Raw genomic sequence first — 22,953 nt, 5'->3', positions numbered from 1 at the left:
ACTATCAGACAGTTTTATGGCTTAAACTCAATTGTTGGTGATTTTACTTGTTCGTAAATATCTTTCGGTGGCTTAGGCAATGTTGCCATTTTAGCCGCTTGTAATGCAACTTGGCATAAAGCCGGATCACCACCTACCGCTTTTGCACTTACTAACATACCGTCTGGTGCAATACTTATTTTAAGGTCACATTTACGACCTTTATATAAATCAGAATCAAAAAACTTCTGTTCGATGGCAACTTTTACTTGCCCAGTATAGCGATCAATGCCCGCAGCATTTGCCCCAGAGCGATTACCACCACCTTGACCTGCTGCAGAAGCCCCCGATTGTTTATCGCCTTGAGCAACTAATCCATCGAGTAGACTATCAACCGCTTTACTTTGTTGCTGTGCAGCGGCTTTCGCTTTAGCTTCCGCTGCTGCTTTGGCTTTAGCTTCTGCGGCTGCCTTCGCTTTTGCATCAGCCTCTGCTTTCGCTTTAGCATCGGCTTCAGCCTTCGCTTTTGCCTCAGCTTCTGCTTTTGCCTTCGCTTCTTCTGCTTTCTGTTTTGCTGCTAATTCTGCTTGTTTCTTCGCTTCTGCCTCTGCTTTGGCTTTCGCATCAGCTTGCTCTTTTAAAATACGATCGCGTTCAGCTTTAGCTTGTGCGGCAGCTTCTTCAGCCTGCTTTTGCTCTTCTTTCGCTTTAGCAGCGGCGGTGGCTGCTTCACGACGTTGAGCTTCTGCAGCCTCTTTTGCTTGCAAACGTTCCACTTCTAACGCTTTTAAACGTTCTTGTTCTTTAATTTGTTGTTGGCGTAGCTCTTCTTCTTGTTGCTGCGCCCGCGCTTTACGTTCTTGTTCTGCTTTTTGGACATTAGCTTGTTGCGCCTTTTGCTGATTATACTCTTGTACTACCGCATTAGGGTCAACCATAATAGCATCAATAACTTGCCCATCAGATCCACCGCCACCGCCTAAATTCCATTTCTGAGTTAACGATCCCCAGATAAGCAAAGCGATGATCAGTAAATGCAAGACAGTAGACAAGATAACTGAACCGCTCAATTTACTTCGGATTGGTTTCGTCTTCTTTCCCACGCTATTATCCAAACTTATTTCAGCCTACTAAAGAGGCTGAGTCATTAAACCGACAGACTTAACACCCGCTTGACGTAACATGTTGAGTGCTTTAATTATCTCATCATAAGGAACATCTTTAGCGCCACCAATAAGAAAGACCGCTTTCGGGTTTTTTTCTAATTGTCGTTTTGCTTCAGCCATAATCTGTTCTTGAGGTAAAAGCTCTAAAACCTCTTGTTCAACACGGATATTATATTGCCCCACTCCAGCAACTTCGACAATTACAGGCGGGTTATCACTGGTTGAAACAGTCTGTGTTTCTGTTGCTTGTGGAAGATCAACCTCAACACTTTGTGAAATAATTGGCGCTGTTGCCATAAAAATCAGCAAAAGCACCAATAACACATCAAGCAAAGGTACTATATTAATTTCTGATTTTACGCCTCGGCGGCTACTGCGACCTCGTGCCATCAGCTCTCTCCTTTTGCGTTAACTATTTCTTTTCTGCGGAGACAAAAGCTTGGCGATGTAAAATCGTCAGGAACTCTTCCATAAAGTTATCGTAACTTTGTTCCAACTTATTTACACGTTGCGTAAAGCGGTTATAAGCCATAACTGCGGGGATGGCCGCAAATAAACCAATGGCTGTTGCAATCAACGCTTCAGCAATACCGGGTGCCACCATCTGTAAAGTTGCCTGTTTAACGCTACCTAAAGCGATAAATGCATGCATAATCCCCCATACCGTACCGAATAAGCCAATATAAGGACTAATTGACCCCACCGTACCTAAAAAAGGAATATGCGTTTCTAAGGACTCTAATTCACGATTAAATGAAACACGCATTGCACGGGAAGCCCCATTAACAACGGCATCGGGTGCATGAACATTCGCTTGATGTAGTCGTGCAAACTCTTTAAAACCAGAATGAAAAATTTGTTCTGCCCCTGATAACTCGTCACGACGAGCTTGGCTTTCTTTATATAGACGAGCCAAATCAGTGCCTGACCAGAATTTATCTTCAAAATCTGCCGCTTCACGATCTGCTGCATTCAATACTTTCGTACGTTGAATAATGATCGCCCATGAGGCAATAGAAAATCCGATTAATAACAACATGATCAACTTAACTAAAAGCCCCGCTTTTAGAAAGAGATCGATAACATTCATGTCAGCCACTACTTAAACTCCGCGATAATGGACTTAGGAAGCCCTACAGGCTTCATTTTTAATGAATCAACGCAGACAACTAATACATCTGCCCTACACAGTACCACACCATCTTGATTGATAAGCTTTTGAGAAAATGTCATTGATGCACCACGTAATGTAGTAATTTCACTTTCTACTTTCAGAAGCTCATCGAGCCGTGCTGGCGCAATATAGTCAATGGTTAATTTACGCACAACAAACGCAACATGATCATACTCCCGTAAATCATGCTGATAAAAACCTTTTTCTCTGAGTAATTCTGTTCTTGCACGTTCAAAATATTTTAAATAACTGGCATGATAGACCACACCACCGGCATCAGTATCTTCGTAATAGACACGAACTGGCCAAAGAAACCGCATAATTCCGTCCTTACACTCCTTGAGTAATCCCATAAATAATTAAGCTATAGATTTGTTAACTATACTTAAGAGGTGCCTCTAAGGGAATCATAGTAACGTAAAGAATAGAAAACACCGTTTTCAGACGCCAATCATAAACTCTTCTTTGCAACACGCAATATGCTTTAGCGCCTGAATAGAAAAAATATTTTTATTAGTTCAGCATTAAAATGCTTGCTAATTAACAATTAATAGTTTAGCACTCTGATTCAAACTTTTTCCCAACCAATAAAAAAACCAGTCTTATTACTGGTTTTTTATTAAAATCAATTAATTATCTAATACAGGTGTTTCATGCAAGTAATACCACTGCCATTGACAATCTAGAGACGTGCGTCTCAAAACCACCACAGATTGACGGGTGAGAATCTTCTTATTTTCATAATGCGTTTCACGATAGCTCACCGTTGCCCAATGTTCAGATTGGTAAATAATGTTATAACTATCTGTTTCAATCCTCAATTCTGGCCTTTTCCCTGCATTACGAGAAAACATTGCCATTACATCATCATAATTTATTTTCTTTCCTGTTATACCAATCATAGAAAACGTGTTGGCAAGTAACATTTCTATATTTTTTAATGCCTGTGTAGCAATAGGGGTTTGAGTAAAAACAGTTTCAATCTCATTATGCAACACTTGCACACTTTCTATTAATGGGTCTATTTTAATGCTCATGATTTGTTTCCTGTAAGTTTGTTTTTTGCTTTAACAATATGAAAAGAAATAGCGGAAATAATCCTATGGTTGCACAGATAAAAAATGTCGTGCTATAAGCCATTTGTGACGATACAAAAAGAGATAATGTGTTGAAGATCATTGCAACAAGTGTCGCGCCAACACTAAATACAACTTGACGATTTATATTCCAAATAACACTAGCTTGAATAAGCCTTTGTTTATCAAAGTCATAAAGGGCCGTTGTTTGTGCTGTATTTGCACCGATCCCTCCACCAATTCCCATCATTAAATAAGCCAGTATTAATAAAGGCAGATCGCTCTCTTTATTTACTAATGCTAATAATACAATACCAATACTGTGCAGAATTAAAGCGAATATAGCTAAGCGCTTCATACCCAATTTATTATAAAGTGCACCACCAACAATAATGGAAATAAATGCACCTATAGCATATAGCAGCATAAAACTGCCTGTACCCTGCCCCGAAAAATGGAGATATTGTTGTAAATAAAAAATCGCCAGAATATTTACACCAGTAAAAACACCTGGAATACAGTAATAGAGAAAAATGGAAAGTGATAAGTTTCTATTTTTTAATAAATTTAGATTAATTACCGGTGATAAACTCTGTTTATAATGACGATAATAAAGAAGAGAAAATAATGCAGCAAAAAAACTGATGACTAATGCTAATTGTGTAGAGTGATACTCACCGTAAGCAGATAATGCACATAACCCTGATACGATAATAATACTGATTAATAAGATCCCTTTAAGATCTGGTATTATATTTTCTTGTGATTTAGACTCTTTTACCCAAATAAAAGCCAAAAACGCAGTAAGTAATGAAAAAGGCACATTACTATAAAAAACCCAACGCCAAGATACAGCATCAACGATAAACCCACCTATTGTGGGAGAAATTGCAGGTGCAATAAGAGCAACAGCCATAATTAAAGTTGAGACTTTGCTTCTTTCATGCCCTTGAAAATACTGAAATGTTAGAGCTTGGCCGATGGGAATTAATAATCCACCACTAAGACCTTGAATAAAACGCCATAAAATCAGCTCAAAAAATGAGTGTGAATAGCCTACTAACGCCACAGAAGCACTAAATATCAACATCGAGCTGACCATTAATACTCTCACGCCAAAACGTTGAGATAACCAGTGACTCAATGGAATAATCAGTGTTAAACCTAAAATATAACTATTTGATACCCATGTAATGGAGACGATAGATACCTTCATATCCGCTGCAATTGCTGGTAATGCAATTGCCGACATAAAAATATTTATACAATCAATAAAAAAACCCAGTAAAAAAATAATGGCTATTTGATAACGATAAGACATAGCAATCCTCCGCCCTATAGGGTACGAAAGATTGACGAATATCGTCTATCTGACAAAATAGAACTTATTGTTTAATCAGAGTAAACAATCATGCAAAATCAAATAGACCGAATTCGTTCTTTTATCGCCGTAGTAGATACAGGCTCTTTTACACAAGCAGCAAAGTATTTACGCTTAAGTAAATCAATGGTGAGTATTCATATTAAAGCATTAGAAACGGAATTAAATGTATCTCTTCTTAATCGGAATACTCGGCGCTTCACATTAACTGAAACGGGAGAAATCCTTTATCAAGATTTTCGTCAAGTTTTAGTTCAACTCGAACAAACATTAGATAAGGCACGGTTAGGACAACAAAACTTACAGGGAACTTTACGATTAACTTCAACGGCTGAATTTGGTGAACATTATATATTGCCACTTTTACATCAATTTATGTGTTTACACCCTCAACTAAAAGTGCAATATATATTCAATTCTTCTATTGATGATCTTATCAATCATAAGTTAGATTTGGCGATACGCCTTGGCGCATTAAAAGACAGTAATTATCGCTATCGCAAATTAGCAGATTACACAATCAAATTAGTGGTATCACCACATTTATTGAAAAAATATCCTATCCAAGAAATTGCAGATTTAGCGGCAGTTCCCTATCTTGCAAACAGCAATTTACGCCATAGCAAACTCAGCCAACAAGATAAAATCAATCAACTATTTTCACAATTGCACTCAATGGCACTTTTCGAAACGAATACTATTAGTGCATTAAAACAGATGGCACTCAAACAAATGGGAATGACTATATTACCAGAGTGGTACATTCAACAAGAAATAACACAGGGTGAACTTGTTAGCCCTATTCCTGAACTTACCTTATTAAATCAATCTATTAGTGTCATTTTTCCACATGGTGAACATATGCCAAGAAAAACCCGTCTATTTATTGATTTTTTAAAAGAGAGAATTAATTCTATGCCCTAAAAGGTGAGGGGGAATATTGCATAACCCATATACAAGAAGTGAATGCCTTATTTTACGCCACTTACTAGAGGTTAAAATAAGGCATTTTGATTAGAAGAAGAAATAATATAGCCCTACAACTAAAATAATAATGGCGGGAATGGGATGTAATAGATATTGCGCTACAACATGTTTAGGACGATAGGCTAAGCCAAAAACTGCCCCTGCACATACAGCCCAAATCAGTAATATTCCTTGCCAAATCGCTAATGAGCTTGTATTAGCCGCGAATCGACTCGGATCCCACATAACACAAAATGCCATTGCTAGAGCCATGATTAAAACAAGAGCCCTAATTGGGCCCTTGTTAAGTAGTTGGTAACTTTTATCCAACATTATTCTTCACTTTCTGAAGTTTTTTTCGCTTCAGCGTGCTCATAAGCCAGTCCTGCGATCACCGCAATACTACAAGCGAAGAGTGTGCCGAGAAGCCATGCAAAATACCACATTCTCTATGCTCCTTAGTAAAGAGTATGATTATTGCCTTCGATAAATTTCTTATCGAGGCGACCATGCATTTTCCAGTAACACCAGATAGTGTAGAGGAGAACGATAGGTACAAAGATAATCGCGACTACTGTCATCACTTGTAAAGTGAACAGGCTTGAAGTTGCATCCCAAATTGTCAAGCTTACATCAGGGAATGTGCTTGATGGCATAATGAATGGGAACAGGGTTACACCAAACGTTAGGATAACACAAGCAATAGTCAGTGAAGTGAACAGGAATGCCCAAGCTCCTTTGTTTGCTTTAGTTGCAACAACCGCTAATAAAGGACTTAACAGACCTAATGCCGGTAAGATCCATAAAATAGGATAGTTGTTGTAGTTCGTCATCCAAGCGCCAGCTTCGTGAGAAACTGTTTTCAACAACGGAGAAGAAGGACCCGCAGTATCAACCGCACTAGTGATAATAAAGCCATCAATACCGTAGATTAACCACACGCCTGCTAATGCAAAAGCAATAAAAGTGATTAAAGAGGTAATGTAAGTTGCTTTACGAGTACGCTCATGCAGCTCACCGGTAGTACGCATTTGAAGATAGCTAGCACCCTGTGCCACAATCATCATTAAGCTAATAACACCTGCTAATAGACCATATGGGTTTAATAGGCTTAACAGGTTAATTAGTGCGTTAGTTGTACCATTATAAGATACACGTTGCATGCTATCGACTTCTAATGGAACACCTTGTAACAGGTTACCAAAAGCAACACCGATAACTAATGGTGGAACAAAGCTACCAATAAAGATACCCCAATCCCACATACCACGCCATTTTGGTGATTCTAATTTAGAACGGTAGTCAAAACCTACTGGGCGGAAGAATAATGCCGCCAGTACGAAGATCATACCAAAATAGAAACCAGAGAATGCCGCAGCATATACCATTGGCCATGCAGCGAATAATGCACCACCAGCAGTGATTAACCAAACTTGGTTACCATCCCAGTGAGGTGCTACAGAGTTAATTAAAATACGGCGTTCTGTGTCATCTTTTGCAATTACGCGTAATAACACACCGACACCCATATCAAAACCATCGGTGACCGCAAAGCCGATCAGTAAGATACCAATCAGTAGCCACCAAACAAACCGCAATACTTCATAATCAAACATAGTGGACTCCTGTGTTACTTACTTTGTGCAGAAGAAGCTGTCTTCTGTTCAAAGTGATAGCGACCCGTTTTCAGACTACTTGGGCCAAGGCGACCAAATTTGAACATCAGGAACATTTCGGCAACGAGGAACAGAGTATACAGACCGCAGATAAGTCCCATAGAAACGAGAATATCAGCCTGTGTCAGTGAAGAAGTTGCTACAGCCGTAGGCAAGATTTCACCAATCGCCCATGGTTGACGTCCATATTCTGCAACAAACCAGCCCGCTTCAACAGCAATCCATGGTAATGGAATACTAAATAGCGCAGCACGCAGTAACCATTTGTAGTTACCGATACGGTTAGACAGAACAGTCCAGAAGGAGATCGCAACAACCAATAACATCAGGAAGCCGGCAGCGACCATGATACGGAATGACCAGAAAAGTGGTGCGACGTTAGGAATAGAATCTTTTACAGCTGACTTAATTTGCTCTTCAGTTGCATCAGAAACATTTTCAGTATAACGCTTCAATAATAGACCGTAGCCTAAGTCTTTTTTAGACTCATTAAATGCAGCTCGTACGGCAGGATCAGTGTTACCTGAACGTAGTTCAGTTAACAGGTCATACGCTTTCATACCATTACGAATACGCACTTCATGCTGGCTCATCAGATCATGCAGACCTAATACCGGCGTATCAAAAGAACGTGTTGCTATAATACCCATGACATATGGAATTTGTAGAGCAAACGTGTTTTCCATTTTTTCTTGATTAGGGAATGCAATCAAGTTAAAGGAAGCTGGTGCTGGCTCTGTATGCCACTCACCTTCAATAGCAGCCAATTTGGTTTTTTGTACGTCACCCATTTCATAACCAGATTCATCACCCAGTACGATAACAGATAATACCGCAGCGATACCAAAGGTTGCCGCAACAGCGAAAGAACGTTTTGCAAAACCGATATCACGACCTTTGAGTAGGTAGTAAGAGCTGATACCTAAAACAAAGAATGCACCAGTACAGTAACCTGCAGCAACGGTGTGAACAAATTTCACCTGAGCGACTGGGTTTAAGACCAGATCAGCAAAACTCAACATTTCCATTCGCATGGTTTCAAAGTTGAAGTCTGCAGCAACAGGGTTTTGCATCCAACCATTTGCGACTAAGATCCACAGCGCAGAGAAGTTAGAACCAAAGGCAACTAACCAAGTTACCATTAAGTGTTGCTTCTTGCCTAAACGATCCCAACCGAAGAAGAATAATCCGACGAAAGTTGATTCTAAGAAGAATGCCATCAGACCTTCGATTGCTAAAGGCGCACCGAAGATATCACCAACGTAATGAGAGAAATATGACCAGTTAGTACCAAATTGGAACTCCATGGTCAAACCAGTTGCGACACCCAGAGCAAAGTTAATACCGAATAACTTACCCCAGAACTTTGTCATATCTTTGTAAACTTGTTTACCTGACAGGACATATATCGTTTCCATGATTGCCAACATAAACGCCATACCGAGCGTTAATGGGACAAACAGGAAGTGATACATCGCTGTTAAGGCAAACTGTAACCGTGACAGTTCGACAATATCAAACATCTTGACTCCTTGCTCCTAGCAGGAAGACACCGACTTGCGGCAACCCGACTTTAATTAATAAATAAAGCCTCATAACTACCAGCAATAAATGCCTCTAAAAACAACAACGAATATTAAAGACCAAAAACACAATACCTTACAAATAGTACGCCTATATTTACATATAATAAATATATTTTGCGTGACCCAGATTTGAATTCTGAGCTTAGGTCAACAATACGACTTTTAGGTTAGTAACAGCATATTTGATCGTGTGCCAATTTAAGCATATTTAGAAAATTTTTCCACAATTAATAACTTGACCCACATCAAAAAAACACTTTAATGTTAACTAGTTGCGAATAAATTACCCAATAGTTACCGTAATGTTAATTTACTGTTGGTTTTATTTTTAAGTATAATTTACCTCCCATTAATTTCCATAATAAAATTAACTTTTTATTTTCATAAATACATTTAAATAGTCATATTTAGCTGTATTTCATTAATTCTAATATTAAAAACATTTTTTTTCAGGTAAAAAAGGGATATTTAAAAAAAATAATCTATTAATTAATAAGTTGAAAATAAATTTTTAATTTTTTATCTTTTTTAATTTAGTTTTATCGAGCGAACCTAAAACATAAATAAACTCTTATAATGATAATCTTTTTTTAATACAAAGTTTAATTTAGGATAAATAATGTATCTATCCATTGAATAGAAATAACTCATGCACTCTATAGCAATCATACCTTAAGCCATAAAAATAAATAATATTCCCTTGTAAAACAACAATATACAATCATTTTATTTTTAAAACATGGATAGCCAAATGGCATAACTGTATTGAAGAATGATTATTTGTAAGCTTTATCTCTAAAGTTTAGCTGATAGTTGATAGTTTAATGTTATTTTAGAAGGTCGGTTTTTTAGCATGGTTGCTCTGCTACTCATTAAACTTCTCTTTCGAGCATTATTGTATCTATAATACATTTTTCACTATGAAACCTTCACCATACTGCAATAGGGCAAGATTGTGCCCTTCCAATAATACTAACAAATGATAATAATTGAGGGGGGTTATCTGCTAATAAGGTATCGTTAAACAATATAAATTAACTATAGTAAATCTTATACACATAGTATTAATGAATAAAAATTATACTAAAAGTATCCCTTTTTTTGCCTTCCCCTACTCTTCATATCAGTTAGGCTGAGCAAAATAAATTCCGCATTTTTTAGCAAACCAGGGCTCAGGTATTCTTGTTTAGCGCCATATTTTCGTTATTGCTGTGTTTAAATCACTATTTAGCACACAAAAAATGAAATAAAAATATATTTAAAAACAATAAGATGAGATAAAATCGAACAAAGATACACGTGACTACTTGCTGACAGCACCTAAAGGCGCCATAAAATAGAACAATAAAAAATGCCAATCTCCAGTTTGATCAGAGATTGGCATGATATGTAGTTTTAACTAGAGGTAATTAACAAAAATGTTACTTATTTAATAGCGATTTAACAGCATCACCGATATCAGCTAAACTACGTACTGTTTTAACGCCAGCGGCTTCTAATGCGGCAAATTTCTCGTCAGCAGTACCTTTACCACCCGCAATAATGGCGCCAGCATGCCCCATACGCTTACCTTTAGGTGCTGTAACACCAGCAATATAGCCTACAACAGGTTTGGTAACGTGATCTTTGATATAAGCAGCTGCTTCTTCTTCCGCTGTACCACCAATTTCACCAATCATAACAATTGCTTCTGTTTGCGGATCTTCTTGGAATAGCTTCAGAATATCAATAAAGTTCGATCCCGGAATTGGGTCACCACCGATACCAACACAGGTTGATTGACCTAAACCAACGTCAGTAGTTTGTTTTACTGCTTCATAAGTTAAAGTACCTGAACGAGAGACAATACCTACTTTGCCAGGTAAGTGAATGTGACCAGGCATAATACCAATTTTGCACTCACCTGGAGTAATAACACCCGGACAGTTAGGGCCAATCATGCGAACACCAGCTTCATCTAATTTTACTTTTACAGTCAGCATATCCAGCGTAGGAATACCTTCTGTAATTGTAATAATTAGTTTAATACCTGCATCAATAGCTTCTAAAATAGAGTCTTTGCAAAATGGTGCTGGTACATAAATAACCGTCGCCGTCGCCCCCGTTGCTTCCACTGCTTCACGTACAGTATTAAATACTGGTAAGCCTAAATGTGTTGTACCACCTTTACCCGGTGTAACACCACCCACCATTTGAGTACCGTAAGCAATAGCTTGTTCGGAGTGGAAAGTTCCTTGGCTTCCAGTGAAACCTTGGCAAATAACTTTAGTGTTTTTATCGATTAAAATAGACATTATTTTGCCTCCGCTGCTGCAACAACTTGTTTAGCGGCATCCGTTAAGCTCTTAGCAGCAATAATATTTAAACCGCTATCTGCTAATTTTTTAGTGCCTAACTCTGCATTGTTTCCTTCAAGACGAACAACAACTGGTACGTTAACACCGACTTCTTCAACTGCACCAATAATACCGTCTGCAATAAGGTCACAACGTACAATGCCACCGAAAATGTTGACTAATACAGCACTGACATTTTCATCTGACAAAATAATCTTAAATGCTTCTGTAACACGCTCTTTGGTTGCCCCTCCCCCAACATCAAGGAAGTTAGCAGGTTCACCGCCATGCAGTTTAACGATATCCATGGTTCCCATAGCTAAACCAGCACCATTAACCATACAACCGATATTGCCATCGAGTGCTACATAATTTAATTCCCATTGTGCCGCTTGCGCTTCACGTGGATCTTCTTGTGATGGATCATGCATTTCACGCATTTCCGGTTGACGGAATAACGCATTACTGTCCACACCTAATTTACCATCAAGACAAATCAAATCATCATCTTTGGTGATCACTAATGGGTTGATCTCAATAAGCGCTAAATCACGCTCTAAGAAGATCGTCGCTAATCCCATAAATATTTTAGCAAATTGACTAACTTGTTTGCCTTTTAAACCGAGTTTGAAGGCTAATTCTCGTCCCTGATAAGGCATAGGTCCTGTCAGCGGATCAATAATGGCACGATGAATAAGCTCTGGCGTTTCTTCCGCCACTTTTTCAATTTCAACGCCACCTTCAGTGGAAGCCATAAAGACAACACGACGGGTACCACGGTCAACAACAGCACCAAGATAAAGTTCTTTAGCAATATCTGTTGCCGCTTCAACCAAGATTTGTGTTACTGGTTGGCCATTAGCATCTGTTTGATAAGTTACTAAACGTTTGCCTAACCATTGTTCAGCAAATGCGCGGATCTCTTCTTTTGAGTTGACGACTTTTACGCCACCCGCTTTACCACGTCCACCCGCGTGAACTTGACATTTAACAACCCAAGGGCCTTGGCCAATTTTTGATGCAGCTTCTTCTGCCTCGCGCGGCGTGGAGCAGGCGAAACCAGCAGGTGCTGGTAATCCATACCGTGAGAAAAGCTGTTTTGCCTGATACTCGTGTAAATTCATGATGTTCTATCCATAATCTTGTTGAAAGTCGGACTTTCTTATTTTTTTGACTATAAGCCAGAAAAATCTGGCTTCACGAACACACTGTACTTCTTTGATGCTTGTGTATGTTGCTGTAGAGGCAGGAGGAGCATCTCCTGCCTAAAAGCGATATTTATTACCTACACATCCAGTAATAAACGGGCAGGATCTTCTAGCATTTCTTTAACGGTCACTAAGAAACCGACAGACTCACGGCCATCAATTAAACGATGGTCATAAGAAAGTGCTAGATACATCATAGGTAGAATAACAACCTGACCATCAACTGCCATTGGGCGATCTTTAATCGCATGCATACCCAAAATAGCACTTTGTGGTGGGTTGATAATCGGTGTTGACATTAATGAGCCAAAAACACCACCGTTAGTAATAGTAAAATTACCGCCCGTTAAATCTTCAACGGTTAATTTACCATCACGACCTTTCACTGCTAATGCTTTGATATTTTTCTCAATATCCGCCATGCTCATCGCATCTGCATCACGTAATACCGGTGTTACCAGACCACGAGGTGTTGATACGGCAATACTGATATCAAAATAGTTGTGGTAAACCACATCAGTACCATCAATAGACGCATTGACTTCTGGATAACGTTTTAACGCTTCCACTACCGCTTTAATGTAGAAAGACATAAAGCCTAAACGTACACCGTGGCGTTTTTCGAATGCTTCACCATATTGAGCACGTAAATTTTTAATAGGCTGCATGTTGATTTCGTTAAACGTTGTCAACATGGCGGTAGTATTTTTCGCTTCTAATAAACGCTCTGCAACACGTTTGCGTAAACGCGTCATTGGTACACGTTTCTCACTACGATGCGATAATGGAGCTTGAGAAACTTCAGCGGTGGCTGCTGTTGCTGATTTATTATTAGCAACATGGCTTTCAATATCTTGACGAGTTAAACGTCCACCAACACCACTGCCTTTTACATCTGCTGGATTAATATCATGTTCAGCGACTAAACGACGTGCTGTCGGGCTAAGAGCATCATTGCTTTCTTTCGCAACAATATCTGCACTTTGACGTTGCGCAGGCGTCGTATCTTGTGCAGGTTTCACATCCGCAGGAATACCAGTGCTATCACCAAGACGAATACGTCCTAATAATTGACGTGAACCTACCGTAGCGCCTTCTTCTTCAAGAATGCTATCCAGCACCCCAGCTTCACTCGCCGGTACTTCTAACACAACTTTATCTGTTTCAATTTCAACCAGCACTTCATCGCGTTGAATGCTATCACCAGGTTTTTTATGCCAAGTTGCGACTGTCGCGTCAGCAACTGATTCAGGGAGATCCGGTACTAGAATATCTACACTACTCATTTTCTATCCTTATTTATTCAACTTTCAGTGCATCTTCAACCAGAGCTTTTTGTTGCTCCTGATGAACAGAGGTATAACCAACAGCTGGAGAAGCTGATGCAGGACGACCTGCATAACGTAATGTTGCGCCAGTAGGAATAGCATCACGGAAGTTATGCTGACTACAATACCAAGCGCCCTGATTTAGCGGTTCTTCTTGACACCAAATAAAATCTTTCACATGAGCATAAGGTGCCAAAATCTGTGCCATATCATCATGAGGGAATGGATATAGCTGTTCAATACGAATAATCGCAACATCTGTTTGCCCATTAGCACGACGTTGTTCTAATAAATCGTAGTAAACTTTCCCTGAACACATCACGACACGTTTCACATCCGCTGGATTTAATTCATCTAACTCACCAATTACAGGTAAGAATTTACCATCCGCTAATTCATCTAAGCTCGATACCGCTAATGGATGACGTAACAGTGATTTAGGTGACATAACGATTAATGGGCGACGCATACCACGTAACGCTTGGCGACGTAACATATGGTAAACCTGCGCCGGTGTGGAAGGCACACAAACTTGCATGTTTTGCTCTGCACATAATTGCAGATAGCGTTCCAAACGTGCAGATGAGTGCTCTGGACCTTGGCCTTCATAACCATGAGGTAACAGCATGACTAAGCCACACATACGACCCCATTTTTGCTCACCAGAGCTAATAAATTGGTCGATAACCACTTGTGCTACGTTAGCAAAGTCACCAAATTGCGCTTCCCAAATAGTCAGCCCGCGAGGCTCAGTAGTAGCATAACCATATTCAAATGCTAATACCGCTTCTTCTGTTAAGACAGAATCCCAAACATTAAATTGACCTTGGGCGTTATGAATATTGGCTAATGGTACATAAACTGAACCATTGGTTTGATTGTGAATAACCGCGTGACGATGGAAGAATGTGCCACGGCCTGCATCTTCACCAGAGAGGCGAATAGTAATACCTTGATCCACTAAAGTGGCATACGCTAAGGTTTCAGCCGCCCCCCAATCGAGTAATTTTTCGCCTTCAGCCATAACAGCACGATCGGCATAAATTTTCTCGACGCGAGATTGCATTGCGATTTCAGAAGGTACTGTGCTGACACGACGCGCTAAATCTTGTAAGCGTGATTTTTCGACTTTATGCGGATACTCTTCATTCCATTCATGGTTTAAGTAAGGTTCCCATGTATAAGAATGTAGCCCCATAGGACGATACTCTTCAACGACACAATCACCACGATCGAGAGCATCACGATAGAGATTAACTAACTCAGTAACATCATTAGCTTCGATTAAACCTTGCTCTACTAACTTATCAGCATAGATCTTACGAGGTGTTGGATGTTTTTTGATTTTTTGATACATCAATGGCTGAGTTGCATTTGGCTCATCCGCCTCGTTATGTCCATGACGACGATAACAAACAAGGTCAATCATCACATCACGCTTAAAGGTATTACGGAAATCCAACGCTAAACGGGTGACGAAAGCTACCGCTTCAGGATCATCTGCATTTACATGGAAAATAGGTGCTTGAACCATTTTCACAATATCAGTGCAGTATTCTGTTGAACGGGCATCTTTAGGATTTGATGTGGTAAAACCAACTTGGTTATTAATAACAATACGAACCGTACCACCAACTTCATAACCGCGAGCTTGTGACATGTTCAGTGTTTCTTGAACAACACCTTGCCCTGTCACTGCTGCGTCACCATGAATGGTGATCGGAAGAACCATATTACTGCGCGCTTCATCTAAGCGGTCACGACGAGCACGGACAGAACCGATAACAACCGGACTCACAATTTCTAAGTGAGATGGGTTAAAGGCTAAAGCAAGGTGAACTTGAGCACCTTCTGTTGCAAAATCAGATGAAAAGCCTTGGTGATATTTAACGTCACCAGTTCCCAAATGCTCTTTGTGTATACCCGCAAATTCATCAAATAAATCTGCCGGTTTTTTCCCTAAAATATTAACCAGAACGTTTAAACGTCCGCGGTGAGCCATGCCAAGTACCACTTCACGGGTATCTTGTTTCCCTGCATGACGAATTAAGTCTTTTAACATTGGGATCAGAGCATCCCCACCTTCTAAAGAGAAACGTTTTGCTCCTGGGAATTTAGCCCCTAAGTAACGTTCTAACCCTTCAGCTGCAGTCAGTTCTGCTAAAAAGCGAATTTTTTCTTCTTTAGTAAATTGGTCTGCAACATTGACAGATTCTAAACGTTGTTGGATCCAACGTTTTTCTTCTGTATTGGTAATATGCATATATTCAGCACCGATAGAACCGCAGTAAATACGTTTCAGTGCTTCATAGATATCACCGAGTTTCATGGTTTCTTTGCCGATAGCAAAAGAACCAACATTAAAGGTTTCTTCAAAATCTTCTTTGGTGAGATTATGGAAAGCAGGATCTAAATCTGGAACAGATTCTCTTTTCCATAAACCAAGCGGATCGAGATTAGCATTTTGGTGACCACGAAAACGAAACGCATTAATGAGCTGCAAAACTTTAACTTGTTTTGAGTCCATTGCAGGATCGCTTACCGAGGTATGATATCGAGTGGATTCTTTTGCGAGGCGTCTGAAGTAGTCGCGGGTTTGAGAATGCGACTGTTCTGCGCCTTGACTTACGGGTAGTTGTTGAAAGATTTCTCTCCAACTTTCGTCAACAGAGTTTGGGTCAGTTAGGTAATCTTCATAGATTTCTTCTATGTAAGACTGATTCTCTCCTGCTAGAAATGTGGAATCTAGCCAGTCCTTCATTGCGCCGTTCTGCATTATGATCCCTTAAGCTATACAGCTTTAGTTCGCCGTGGATAACTAGTACCGTTATTAAACGGTGTCGATTGCAAGGTTCTCTTATGACCCGCTATCTCGCAGGTTCTTAAAATATTGGAGTTTTTCACTCTCAAGGAACCTTTAAAAACTGTCTAACAGTGTTTAAAGGTGCCTCCAAAAACCGCTATCAAGACAAACTTATACAAATACACAGACTACTTATTGCAAACGTCTAACTTAATTTTTTCATTAACCGCCCTAACTATTTTAGGGCGGTTATTAATTTATGCACTATGTTTTAGCAACATTGATTTAATATGACCAATTGCTTTAGTCGGATTTAACCCTTTTGGACATACGCTGACACAGTTCATAATACCGTGACAACGGAATACACTAAACGCATCACTTAAATCATCAAGACGAGATTCTGTTTCAGTATCACGACTATCAATCAAGAAACGATACGCTGCTAACAGTCCAGCAGGTCCGATAAACTTATCTGGATTCCACCAGAATGACGGGCAAGATGTTGAACAACAAGCACAAAGAATACACTCATAAAGTCCGTCAAGTTTTTCACGTTGTTCTGGTGACTGTAGATTCTCACGAGCCGGAGGATTTTTGTCGTCGTTAATCACATATGGACGGATCTTCTCGTACTGCGTATAGAATTGAGTCATATCCACTATTAAATCACGAATAACCGGTAGACCTGGTAACGGTCTGATCACAATTTTCTTACTTCCTTTCTGTAAAGATGAAATAGGTGTGATACATGCCAAACCATTTTTACCATTCATGTTCACTCCATCGGAGCCACATACACCTTCACGGCAAGAACGACGGAATGATAATGTAGGATCTTTTTCCTTTAATTGAATTAATGCATCTAGCAACATCATGTCACGCCCTTCGGGTACTTCAAGCGTGTAATCTTGCATACGCGGCGCATTATCAACGTCGGGATTATAACGATAAATTGAAAATTCAAGTTTCATAATTCAGTCTCCGCAACTTCAATAACACCGCTAATTAATATGTACGCACTTTTGGAGGGAAAGCCTCACGCAGTTTCGGCTGCATATTGACTTTACGTCGTGTCATTGTTTCGGTTTGCGGTTGATATAATGTATGGCATAACCAGTTTTCATCATCACGATCAGGGAAATCGAAACGGCTATGTGCACCACGACTTTCCGTACGGAAATTAGCAGATACCGCTGTGGCATAAGCTGTTTCCATCAAGTTATCTAACTCTAAGCACTCAATACGCTGTGTATTAAATTCACTTGAATTATCATCGAGTCGGGCATTTTGCAGGCGTTCACGGATCACTTTCAGCTCTTCTAAGCCCTTCGCCATTGCATCCCCTTCACGGAAGACCGAGAAGTTATGTTGCATACAAGATTGTAATGCTTTACGGATCTCAACCGGATCTTCGCCTGAACGATTATTTTCCCAACGATGTAAGCGTGTTAATGCAGCTTCAACATCAGAATCGCTGGCATCACGCATCGTGCCCTGCTCCATCAAAGACTCTTTTAAGTGAACACCCGCAGAACGACCAAATACCACAAGGTCAAGCAGTGAGTTACCACCTAATCGGTTAGCACCATGGACAGATACACAAGCAATTTCACCCACAGCAAATAATCCTGGGATCACTTCATCTTCGCCTTTCTCATTCATGCGAATAGCTTGTCCGGTAACTTTAGTTGGGATCCCCCCCATCATATAGTGACAAGTAGGAATAACCGGAATAGGTTCTTTAACTGGGTCAACATGAGCAAAGGTACGAGAGAGATCAAGGATACCCGGTAGACGAGATTCCAGAACTTCTTTACCTAAGTGGTCGAGTTTCAGTTTGGCATGAGGTCCCCATGGTCCATCGCAACCACGGCCTTCACGGATTTCAATCATAATAGAACGTGCAACTACGTCACGACCTGCTAAGTCTTTAGCATTTGGTGCATAACGTTCCATAAAGCGTTCACCGTCTTTATTCAGTAAATAGCCACCTTCACCACGGCAACCTTCCGTCACTAACACCCCAGCCCCTGCGATACCTGTTGGGTGGAATTGCCACATTTCCATATCTTGTAAAGGCACACCCGCACGAACTGCCATACCAACACCATCACCCGTATTGATATGCGCATTGGTTGTTGATTGGTAAATACGCCCCGCACCACCTGTCGCTAAAATGGTGGCATTAGCTTTAAAATAAACAACTTCACCTGTTTCAATGCAAATAGCGGTACAACCAACAACATCACCGTCTTGGTTTTTAACTAAATCCAGCGAATACCATTCAGAAAAGATAGTGGTATGATTTTTTAAATTTTGTTGATACAAAGTATGTAATAGTGCATGACCTGTACGGTCAGCAGCGGCAGCAGTACGGGCAGCTTGTTCACCACCAAAATTTTTCGACTGACCACCAAATGGGCGTTGGTATATCCGTCCATCATCAAGACGAGAGAAAGGAAGTCCCATATGTTCCAGCTCTAAAATAGCTTCTGGACCGGTTTTACACATATATTCGATAGCATCTTGGTCACCGATATAGTCGGAACCTTTAACAGTATCGTACATATGCCATTCCCAGTTATCCTCATGGGTATTGCCTAAAGCAACTGTAATACCACCTTGAGCGGAAACAGTATGAGAACGAGTAGGAAAAACTTTTGAGATTAGTGCACATGACAGACCCATTTGAGAAATCTGTAAAGCGGCGCGCATACCTGCACCACCAGCACCAATTACAACTGCGTCAAATTCTCTAACTGGCAGATTCATTACACACCCCACACCACAATTGTTCCATAAATAAGATAAACCAACAGCGCAACGACAATAATAAGTTGTAACGTCAAGCGTAATGCTATTGGCTTAATATAGTCCGTTAACACTTGCCACATTCCAATCCATGCATGAATTAGAATAGAAAGTAGCGTTAATAGGGTAAAAACTTTGGTTAGAGAGGAGCTAAAGAATCCACGCCAAACTTCATAGGTAATATCAGTTGTTGCAACAAAACCAACAAAATATAAAACATATAAGAAAATAATGATGGCAGTTGCACGTAGGAATAACCAATCCTGTATGCCTGTACGGCCTAAAGTAGAAGAATTACTTACCATACTAATACCCCCGCCAATATTGATAAAATAACGGTAATAATCATTGAAATTGCCGCAGAACGACGACCAACAACCAATGTTTCATCAATAAAGCCGAAGTCCATTAACATATGACGAATACCACCACAAATGTGGTATGCCAATGCTGTTAGGATGCCCCATAAAATAAACTTCGCGAAGAAGCCAGTCATGATATCAGCGGCTTGCTGAAAACCTTCGGGAGATGAGAGAGAGGTGCCAAGTAACCACAGTAAAATACCAACTGCGACTAACATGATAACCCCTGAGACACGATGCAAGATCGATGCGATAGCAGGGAGTGGAAACTGTATCGTCTGTAAATCCAGATTGACAGGTCTTTGTTTTTTCACAATTTATGCCCACACAGCTTTTATAATTTTTCCTTCCTCCGGACCTGGATGGAAATTAAGCAGCGAATGGGGTACAAAGGCACACTTTAAGTAAAATGTTAAATCCGTCTATTTTACAAAAATTGTGGATTCGTTACGCTGGTTCTCCATACAACAAAGGTTCCGGAGACCTGGGCGCAGTATAAGTGCTTCACAAACTTATTACAATTACCACACAACTTGTGTGCTAGACATTTGGTTCGAACAGTGAGAGGGATCACTTTTTCAAACATCCAATGTAATAATCGTTATCATTTTTGACACATGTACAACATTTTTCTTACATTTGGTGCATATTTTTAATGTTTATGTTTTTTTTGTGCGCAAACACGCTTCCAGAAATCGAAAACTTATGTAAAAGTGTAAGCAGAACACATTCTAAGTGCCTTGCATAAAAAAGCACCTAAAAAACATAACATCAAAAGCTCCTTAACAAAAGTGACACACTATAGACCTACGGTTTTACTCGTGTTAAGCCATAAAATAAAACTCGCTAGGTACTTTTTATCAACTATAGTTTCACTATCGAAGTGCATCTTTATGAAGATACCCTCGACTTTGTTAGGAGACATAATAAGCGCTAAGGAGATTATAAATGGCTGATAACAAAGCTAAGTTAACGATTGGTGAAACTTCTGTGGACTTGGACGTTCTCTCCCCTACACTCGGTTCCAAAGTCATTGATATTCGTACTCTCGGCTCCAAAGGTTATTACACCTATGATCCAGGCTTTACCTCAACGGCATCTTGTGAATCGAAAATTACCTATATCGACGGTAATAACGGGATTTTACTGCACCGCGGTTTCCCAATTGGGCAATTGGCTACTGAGTCAACCTACTTAGAAGTATGTTATATCCTGCTTTATGGCGAAGCACCGACCCAAGAGCAATACGATAAATTTAAAACAACCGTCACTCGCCATACCATGATCCATGAGCAAATCACCCGCCTGTTCCATGGTTTCCGTCGTGACTCACACCCGATGGCTGTACTTTGTGGTGTGACAGGAGCTTTAGCTGCCTTTTACCATGATGCGCTTGATGTCTCTAATCCAGTTCACCGTGATATCACAGCATATCGTTTACTGTCTAAGATGCCTACTGTAGCCGCAATGTGTTACAAGTACTCCATAGGACAACCTTTTGTTTATCCAAGAAACGATCTGTCTTATGCAGGTAACTTCCTACATATGATGTTTGCCACACCTTGTGAAGAGTACGTGGTTAACCCAGTTCTTGAACGTGCGATGGATAGGATCTTTATTCTTCATGCCGACCATGAACAAAATGCTTCAACATCTACTGTACGTACTGCAGGCTCTTCAGGTGCAAATCCATTTGCCTGTATTGCTGCGGGTATTGCTTCACTATGGGGACCTGCTCATGGTGGTGCTAACGAAGCTTGTTTACGTATGTTGGAAGAGATCAAAACCGTTGAACATATTCCTGAATTTATTAAACGCGCAAAAGACAAGAATGACTCTTTCCGTTTAATGGGCTTTGGTCACCGTGTATATAAAAACTACGATCCGCGTGCAACAGTCATGCGCGAAACTTGTCACGAAGTGTTAAAAGAACTGAATCTCAATGACAGTTTACTTGAAGTGGCAATGGAATTAGAACGCATCGCCTTAAATGACCCGTATTTTATTGAGAAAAAACTCTATCCTAACGTCGATTTCTATTCAGGTATTATTCTAAAAGCGCTAGGTATTCCATCAAATATGTTTACGGTCATTTTCGCTATTGCACGTACTATCGGTTGGATTGCTCACTGGAATGAAATGCATGAAGATGGACTGAAAATTGCACGTCCTCGTCAGTTATATACTGGTTATAACGAGCGTAAATTCCACAGTGAACTTAAAAATAAATAAATCGATTTAAACACGATTTATTGACTGGCTAAGCCCCGTTTTTGCGGGGCTTTATGCTATTAGTATGGATCAATTTCTTAAATACTCTTGTGGTGTTTGCCCGGTCATTTTTTTAAAAAAAGTGATAAAGGCACTATCGCTGGCAAACCCTAATAATTGACTAATTTCTAAATAACGATGATGTGTGGCTAATAACTCTATCGCTTTCATTAATCGCCATTGCTGACGCCATTGTTGATAGCTTAATCCTGTTTCTTTATAAAATAATCGAGTAATGGTTTTTTCACTAGCGCCAATATATTGCGCTAATTCTTGTAGTGGCGGAGGTAATTCATCGAAAGATAATTTTCTTAACCGTCTATCACTGGGCATTGATAAATGATTAGGTTGACGTTTAGCTTGCTGAATTTCATCTAAAAAAACAGCTAATAAATTTGCATAACGCCCTACTTCCCACTGGGTGTCAAAATCAGCAATGGCAATACGCTCTAATATCTCTCTAAGTAAAGGTGAAATAGTCAGTATTTCGCTTTCAGTTGGGAAACGATGATGAAATTTATCGGCAATATAAACTGAACGATAACCTACAGCCGCATACATCTCGACTCGATGTTCCAGTTTTGGCGGGATCCAAGCAATTCTCATGGGTGGCAAAACAGATACACGAGAGGCTAAAGTAATTCTCATACAACCCGATTGAGTAAACAGTAACTGCCCCCTATCATGTGAGTGAAAACCTGAATCATGTTTTCCCATCTCTGCGGCAATACCCACAACTGATGCAAGGTGTTCTTCTGGCACAAAGTGGTCGTATTGATTAAGCCAAGCCATCACTTGTCCTATTTGGTAAATATTATGTCTTTATA

Annotated in this window: 21 protein-coding genes; 2 read left to right on the top strand and 19 right to left on the bottom strand. The window is 39.9% G+C overall.

The features are described from left to right. Window positions 1-14: 14 nt before the first annotated feature. The 6 genes from tolA to HMPREF0693_RS06765 all read right to left on the bottom strand — a co-directional run bounded on the left by tolA (window position 15) and on the right by HMPREF0693_RS06765 (window position 4,716). Window positions 15-1,082: a cell envelope integrity protein TolA gene (gene tolA, locus HMPREF0693_RS06790; RefSeq protein WP_004244436.1), complete on the bottom strand. Its 1,068-nt coding sequence runs from the start codon at window positions 1,080-1,082 to the stop codon at window positions 15-17. Between the two features lie 27 nt (window positions 1,083-1,109). Continuing rightward, a complete protein-coding gene (gene tolR / locus HMPREF0693_RS06785; protein ID WP_004244435.1) occupies window positions 1,110-1,535 on the bottom strand; it encodes a colicin uptake protein TolR in 426 nt (141 codons plus the stop codon). A 22-nt stretch (window positions 1,536-1,557) separates the two neighbouring features. After that, window positions 1,558-2,244, bottom strand: coding sequence for a Tol-Pal system protein TolQ (gene tolQ / locus HMPREF0693_RS06780; protein WP_004244434.1), 687 nt, complete (start codon window positions 2,242-2,244; stop codon window positions 1,558-1,560). Then, the gene (gene ybgC, locus HMPREF0693_RS06775; RefSeq protein WP_004247549.1) at window positions 2,244-2,639 is read right to left on the bottom strand and encodes a tol-pal system-associated acyl-CoA thioesterase; all 396 of its coding nucleotides are present in this window, start codon (window positions 2,637-2,639) and stop codon (window positions 2,244-2,246) included. Before ybgC ends, tolQ begins: the two co-directional genes overlap by 1 nt. Window positions 2,640-2,948: 309 nt before the next feature. Further along, complete coding sequence (locus HMPREF0693_RS06770) at window positions 2,949-3,356, bottom strand: hypothetical protein (protein ID WP_004244431.1); 408 nt, start codon at window positions 3,354-3,356, stop codon at window positions 2,949-2,951. Then, a complete protein-coding gene (locus tag HMPREF0693_RS06765; protein ID WP_004244429.1) occupies window positions 3,346-4,716 on the bottom strand; it encodes an MFS transporter in 1,371 nt (456 codons plus the stop codon). The genes HMPREF0693_RS06770 and HMPREF0693_RS06765 overlap by 11 nt, the downstream gene beginning before the upstream one ends. A 90-nt stretch (window positions 4,717-4,806) precedes the next feature. Between HMPREF0693_RS06765 and HMPREF0693_RS06760 the strand changes: the two genes are divergently transcribed. After that, window positions 4,807-5,700: a LysR family transcriptional regulator gene (locus tag HMPREF0693_RS06760; protein WP_004244427.1), complete on the top strand. Its 894-nt coding sequence runs from the start codon at window positions 4,807-4,809 to the stop codon at window positions 5,698-5,700. Between the two features lie 90 nt (window positions 5,701-5,790). Here the strand turns inward: HMPREF0693_RS06760 and ybgE are convergent, their stop codons facing one another. The 12 genes from ybgE to sdhC form a co-directional block, all read right to left on the bottom strand. After that, window positions 5,791-6,075, bottom strand: a complete 285-nt coding sequence (gene ybgE / locus HMPREF0693_RS06755) for a cyd operon protein YbgE (protein WP_004244426.1) — start codon at window positions 6,073-6,075, stop codon at window positions 5,791-5,793. Then, window positions 6,075-6,188: a cytochrome bd-I oxidase subunit CydX gene (gene cydX, locus HMPREF0693_RS18535; RefSeq protein WP_004244425.1), complete on the bottom strand. Its 114-nt coding sequence runs from the start codon at window positions 6,186-6,188 to the stop codon at window positions 6,075-6,077. Before cydX ends, ybgE begins: the two co-directional genes overlap by 1 nt. Before the next feature lie 12 nt (window positions 6,189-6,200). Next, the gene (cydB, locus tag HMPREF0693_RS06750) at window positions 6,201-7,358 is read right to left on the bottom strand and encodes a cytochrome d ubiquinol oxidase subunit II (protein ID WP_004244423.1); all 1,158 of its coding nucleotides are present in this window, start codon (window positions 7,356-7,358) and stop codon (window positions 6,201-6,203) included. A gap of 14 nt (window positions 7,359-7,372) precedes the next feature. Beyond that, entirely contained in the window at window positions 7,373-8,941 is a 1,569-nt protein-coding gene (gene cydA / locus HMPREF0693_RS06745) for a cytochrome ubiquinol oxidase subunit I (protein WP_004244422.1), read from the bottom strand. 1,484 nt (window positions 8,942-10,425) lie between these two features. Continuing rightward, window positions 10,426-11,298: a succinate--CoA ligase subunit alpha gene (sucD, locus tag HMPREF0693_RS06740; RefSeq protein ID WP_004244421.1), complete on the bottom strand. Its 873-nt coding sequence runs from the start codon at window positions 11,296-11,298 to the stop codon at window positions 10,426-10,428. After that, complete coding sequence (sucC, locus tag HMPREF0693_RS06735; protein ID WP_004244420.1) at window positions 11,298-12,464, bottom strand: ADP-forming succinate--CoA ligase subunit beta; 1,167 nt, start codon at window positions 12,462-12,464, stop codon at window positions 11,298-11,300. Before sucC ends, sucD begins: the two co-directional genes overlap by 1 nt. A 161-nt stretch (window positions 12,465-12,625) precedes the next feature. Continuing rightward, window positions 12,626-13,834: a 2-oxoglutarate dehydrogenase complex dihydrolipoyllysine-residue succinyltransferase gene (odhB, locus tag HMPREF0693_RS06730; protein ID WP_004244419.1), complete on the bottom strand. Its 1,209-nt coding sequence runs from the start codon at window positions 13,832-13,834 to the stop codon at window positions 12,626-12,628. 13 nt (window positions 13,835-13,847) lie between these two features. Continuing rightward, a complete protein-coding gene (gene sucA, locus HMPREF0693_RS06725) occupies window positions 13,848-16,652 on the bottom strand; it encodes a 2-oxoglutarate dehydrogenase E1 component (RefSeq protein WP_004244418.1) in 2,805 nt (934 codons plus the stop codon). Window positions 16,653-16,936: 284 nt separating this feature from the next. Then, entirely contained in the window at window positions 16,937-17,653 is a 717-nt protein-coding gene (locus tag HMPREF0693_RS06720; RefSeq protein ID WP_004244417.1) for a succinate dehydrogenase iron-sulfur subunit, read from the bottom strand. Between the two features lie 34 nt (window positions 17,654-17,687). Further along, on the bottom strand, window positions 17,688-19,454 hold the full coding sequence (gene sdhA, locus HMPREF0693_RS06715; RefSeq protein WP_004244416.1) for a succinate dehydrogenase flavoprotein subunit: 1,767 nt from the start codon (window positions 19,452-19,454) through the stop codon (window positions 17,688-17,690). After that, a complete protein-coding gene (sdhD, locus tag HMPREF0693_RS06710; protein WP_004244415.1) occupies window positions 19,454-19,798 on the bottom strand; it encodes a succinate dehydrogenase membrane anchor subunit in 345 nt (114 codons plus the stop codon). The genes sdhA and sdhD overlap by 1 nt, the downstream gene beginning before the upstream one ends. Then, on the bottom strand, window positions 19,792-20,172 hold the full coding sequence (gene sdhC, locus HMPREF0693_RS06705) for a succinate dehydrogenase cytochrome b556 subunit (RefSeq protein WP_123059542.1): 381 nt from the start codon (window positions 20,170-20,172) through the stop codon (window positions 19,792-19,794). Before sdhC ends, sdhD begins: the two co-directional genes overlap by 7 nt. Window positions 20,173-20,803: 631 nt before the next feature. On the opposite strand from sdhC, the gene HMPREF0693_RS06700 reads away from it, so the two are divergent. Further along, window positions 20,804-22,087, top strand: coding sequence for a citrate synthase (locus HMPREF0693_RS06700; protein ID WP_004244410.1), 1,284 nt, complete (start codon window positions 20,804-20,806; stop codon window positions 22,085-22,087). Between the two features lie 69 nt (window positions 22,088-22,156). Here HMPREF0693_RS06700 and HMPREF0693_RS06695 read toward each other — a convergent pair whose 3' ends face one another. Beyond that, window positions 22,157-22,918, bottom strand: a complete 762-nt coding sequence (locus tag HMPREF0693_RS06695; protein ID WP_004244408.1) for an AraC family transcriptional regulator — start codon at window positions 22,916-22,918, stop codon at window positions 22,157-22,159. Between the last annotated feature and the right edge of the window lie 35 nt (window positions 22,919-22,953).

This window comes from Proteus mirabilis ATCC 29906 (genome assembly GCF_000160755.1).
Lineage (GTDB): Bacteria > Pseudomonadota > Gammaproteobacteria > Enterobacterales > Enterobacteriaceae > Proteus > Proteus mirabilis.
The sequence above is the reverse complement of the archived record's forward strand: the minus strand, read 5'-3'. Positions and strand labels throughout refer to the sequence as shown.

Bases quoted from the DNA above. Each gene is read 5' to 3' on its own strand.
- sdhD (WP_004244415.1), bottom strand. From the start codon at position 19,798: ATGGTAAGTAATTCTTCTACTTTAGGCCGTACAGGCATACAGGATTGG.
- cydB (WP_004244423.1), bottom strand. From the start codon at position 7,358: ATGTTTGATTATGAAGTATTGCGGTTTGTTTGGTGGCTACTGATTGGT.
- sucD (WP_004244421.1), bottom strand. From the start codon at position 11,298: ATGTCTATTTTAATCGATAAAAACACTAAAGTTATTTGCCAAGGTTTC.
- sucC (WP_004244420.1), bottom strand. From the start codon at position 12,464: ATGAATTTACACGAGTATCAGGCAAAACAGCTTTTCTCACGGTATGGA.
- HMPREF0693_RS06700 (WP_004244410.1), top strand. From the start codon at position 20,804: ATGGCTGATAACAAAGCTAAGTTAACGATTGGTGAAACTTCTGTGGAC.
- ybgC (WP_004247549.1), bottom strand. From the start codon at position 2,639: ATGCGGTTTCTTTGGCCAGTTCGTGTCTATTACGAAGATACTGATGCC.
- cydA (WP_004244422.1), bottom strand. From the start codon at position 8,941: ATGTTTGATATTGTCGAACTGTCACGGTTACAGTTTGCCTTAACAGCG.
- odhB (WP_004244419.1), bottom strand. From the start codon at position 13,834: ATGAGTAGTGTAGATATTCTAGTACCGGATCTCCCTGAATCAGTTGCT.
- sucA (WP_004244418.1), bottom strand. From the start codon at position 16,652: ATGCAGAACGGCGCAATGAAGGACTGGCTAGATTCCACATTTCTAGCA.
- HMPREF0693_RS06770 (WP_004244431.1), bottom strand. From the start codon at position 3,356: ATGAGCATTAAAATAGACCCATTAATAGAAAGTGTGCAAGTGTTGCAT.
- ybgE (WP_004244426.1), bottom strand. From the start codon at position 6,075: ATGTTGGATAAAAGTTACCAACTACTTAACAAGGGCCCAATTAGGGCT.
- HMPREF0693_RS06720 (WP_004244417.1), bottom strand. From the start codon at position 17,653: ATGAAACTTGAATTTTCAATTTATCGTTATAATCCCGACGTTGATAAT.
- cydX (WP_004244425.1), bottom strand. From the start codon at position 6,188: ATGTGGTATTTTGCATGGCTTCTCGGCACACTCTTCGCTTGTAGTATT.
- sdhA (WP_004244416.1), bottom strand. From the start codon at position 19,454: ATGAATCTGCCAGTTAGAGAATTTGACGCAGTTGTAATTGGTGCTGGT.
- tolR (WP_004244435.1), bottom strand. From the start codon at position 1,535: ATGGCACGAGGTCGCAGTAGCCGCCGAGGCGTAAAATCAGAAATTAAT.
- HMPREF0693_RS06760 (WP_004244427.1), top strand. From the start codon at position 4,807: ATGCAAAATCAAATAGACCGAATTCGTTCTTTTATCGCCGTAGTAGAT.
- HMPREF0693_RS06695 (WP_004244408.1), bottom strand. From the start codon at position 22,918: ATGGCTTGGCTTAATCAATACGACCACTTTGTGCCAGAAGAACACCTT.
- HMPREF0693_RS06765 (WP_004244429.1), bottom strand. From the start codon at position 4,716: ATGTCTTATCGTTATCAAATAGCCATTATTTTTTTACTGGGTTTTTTT.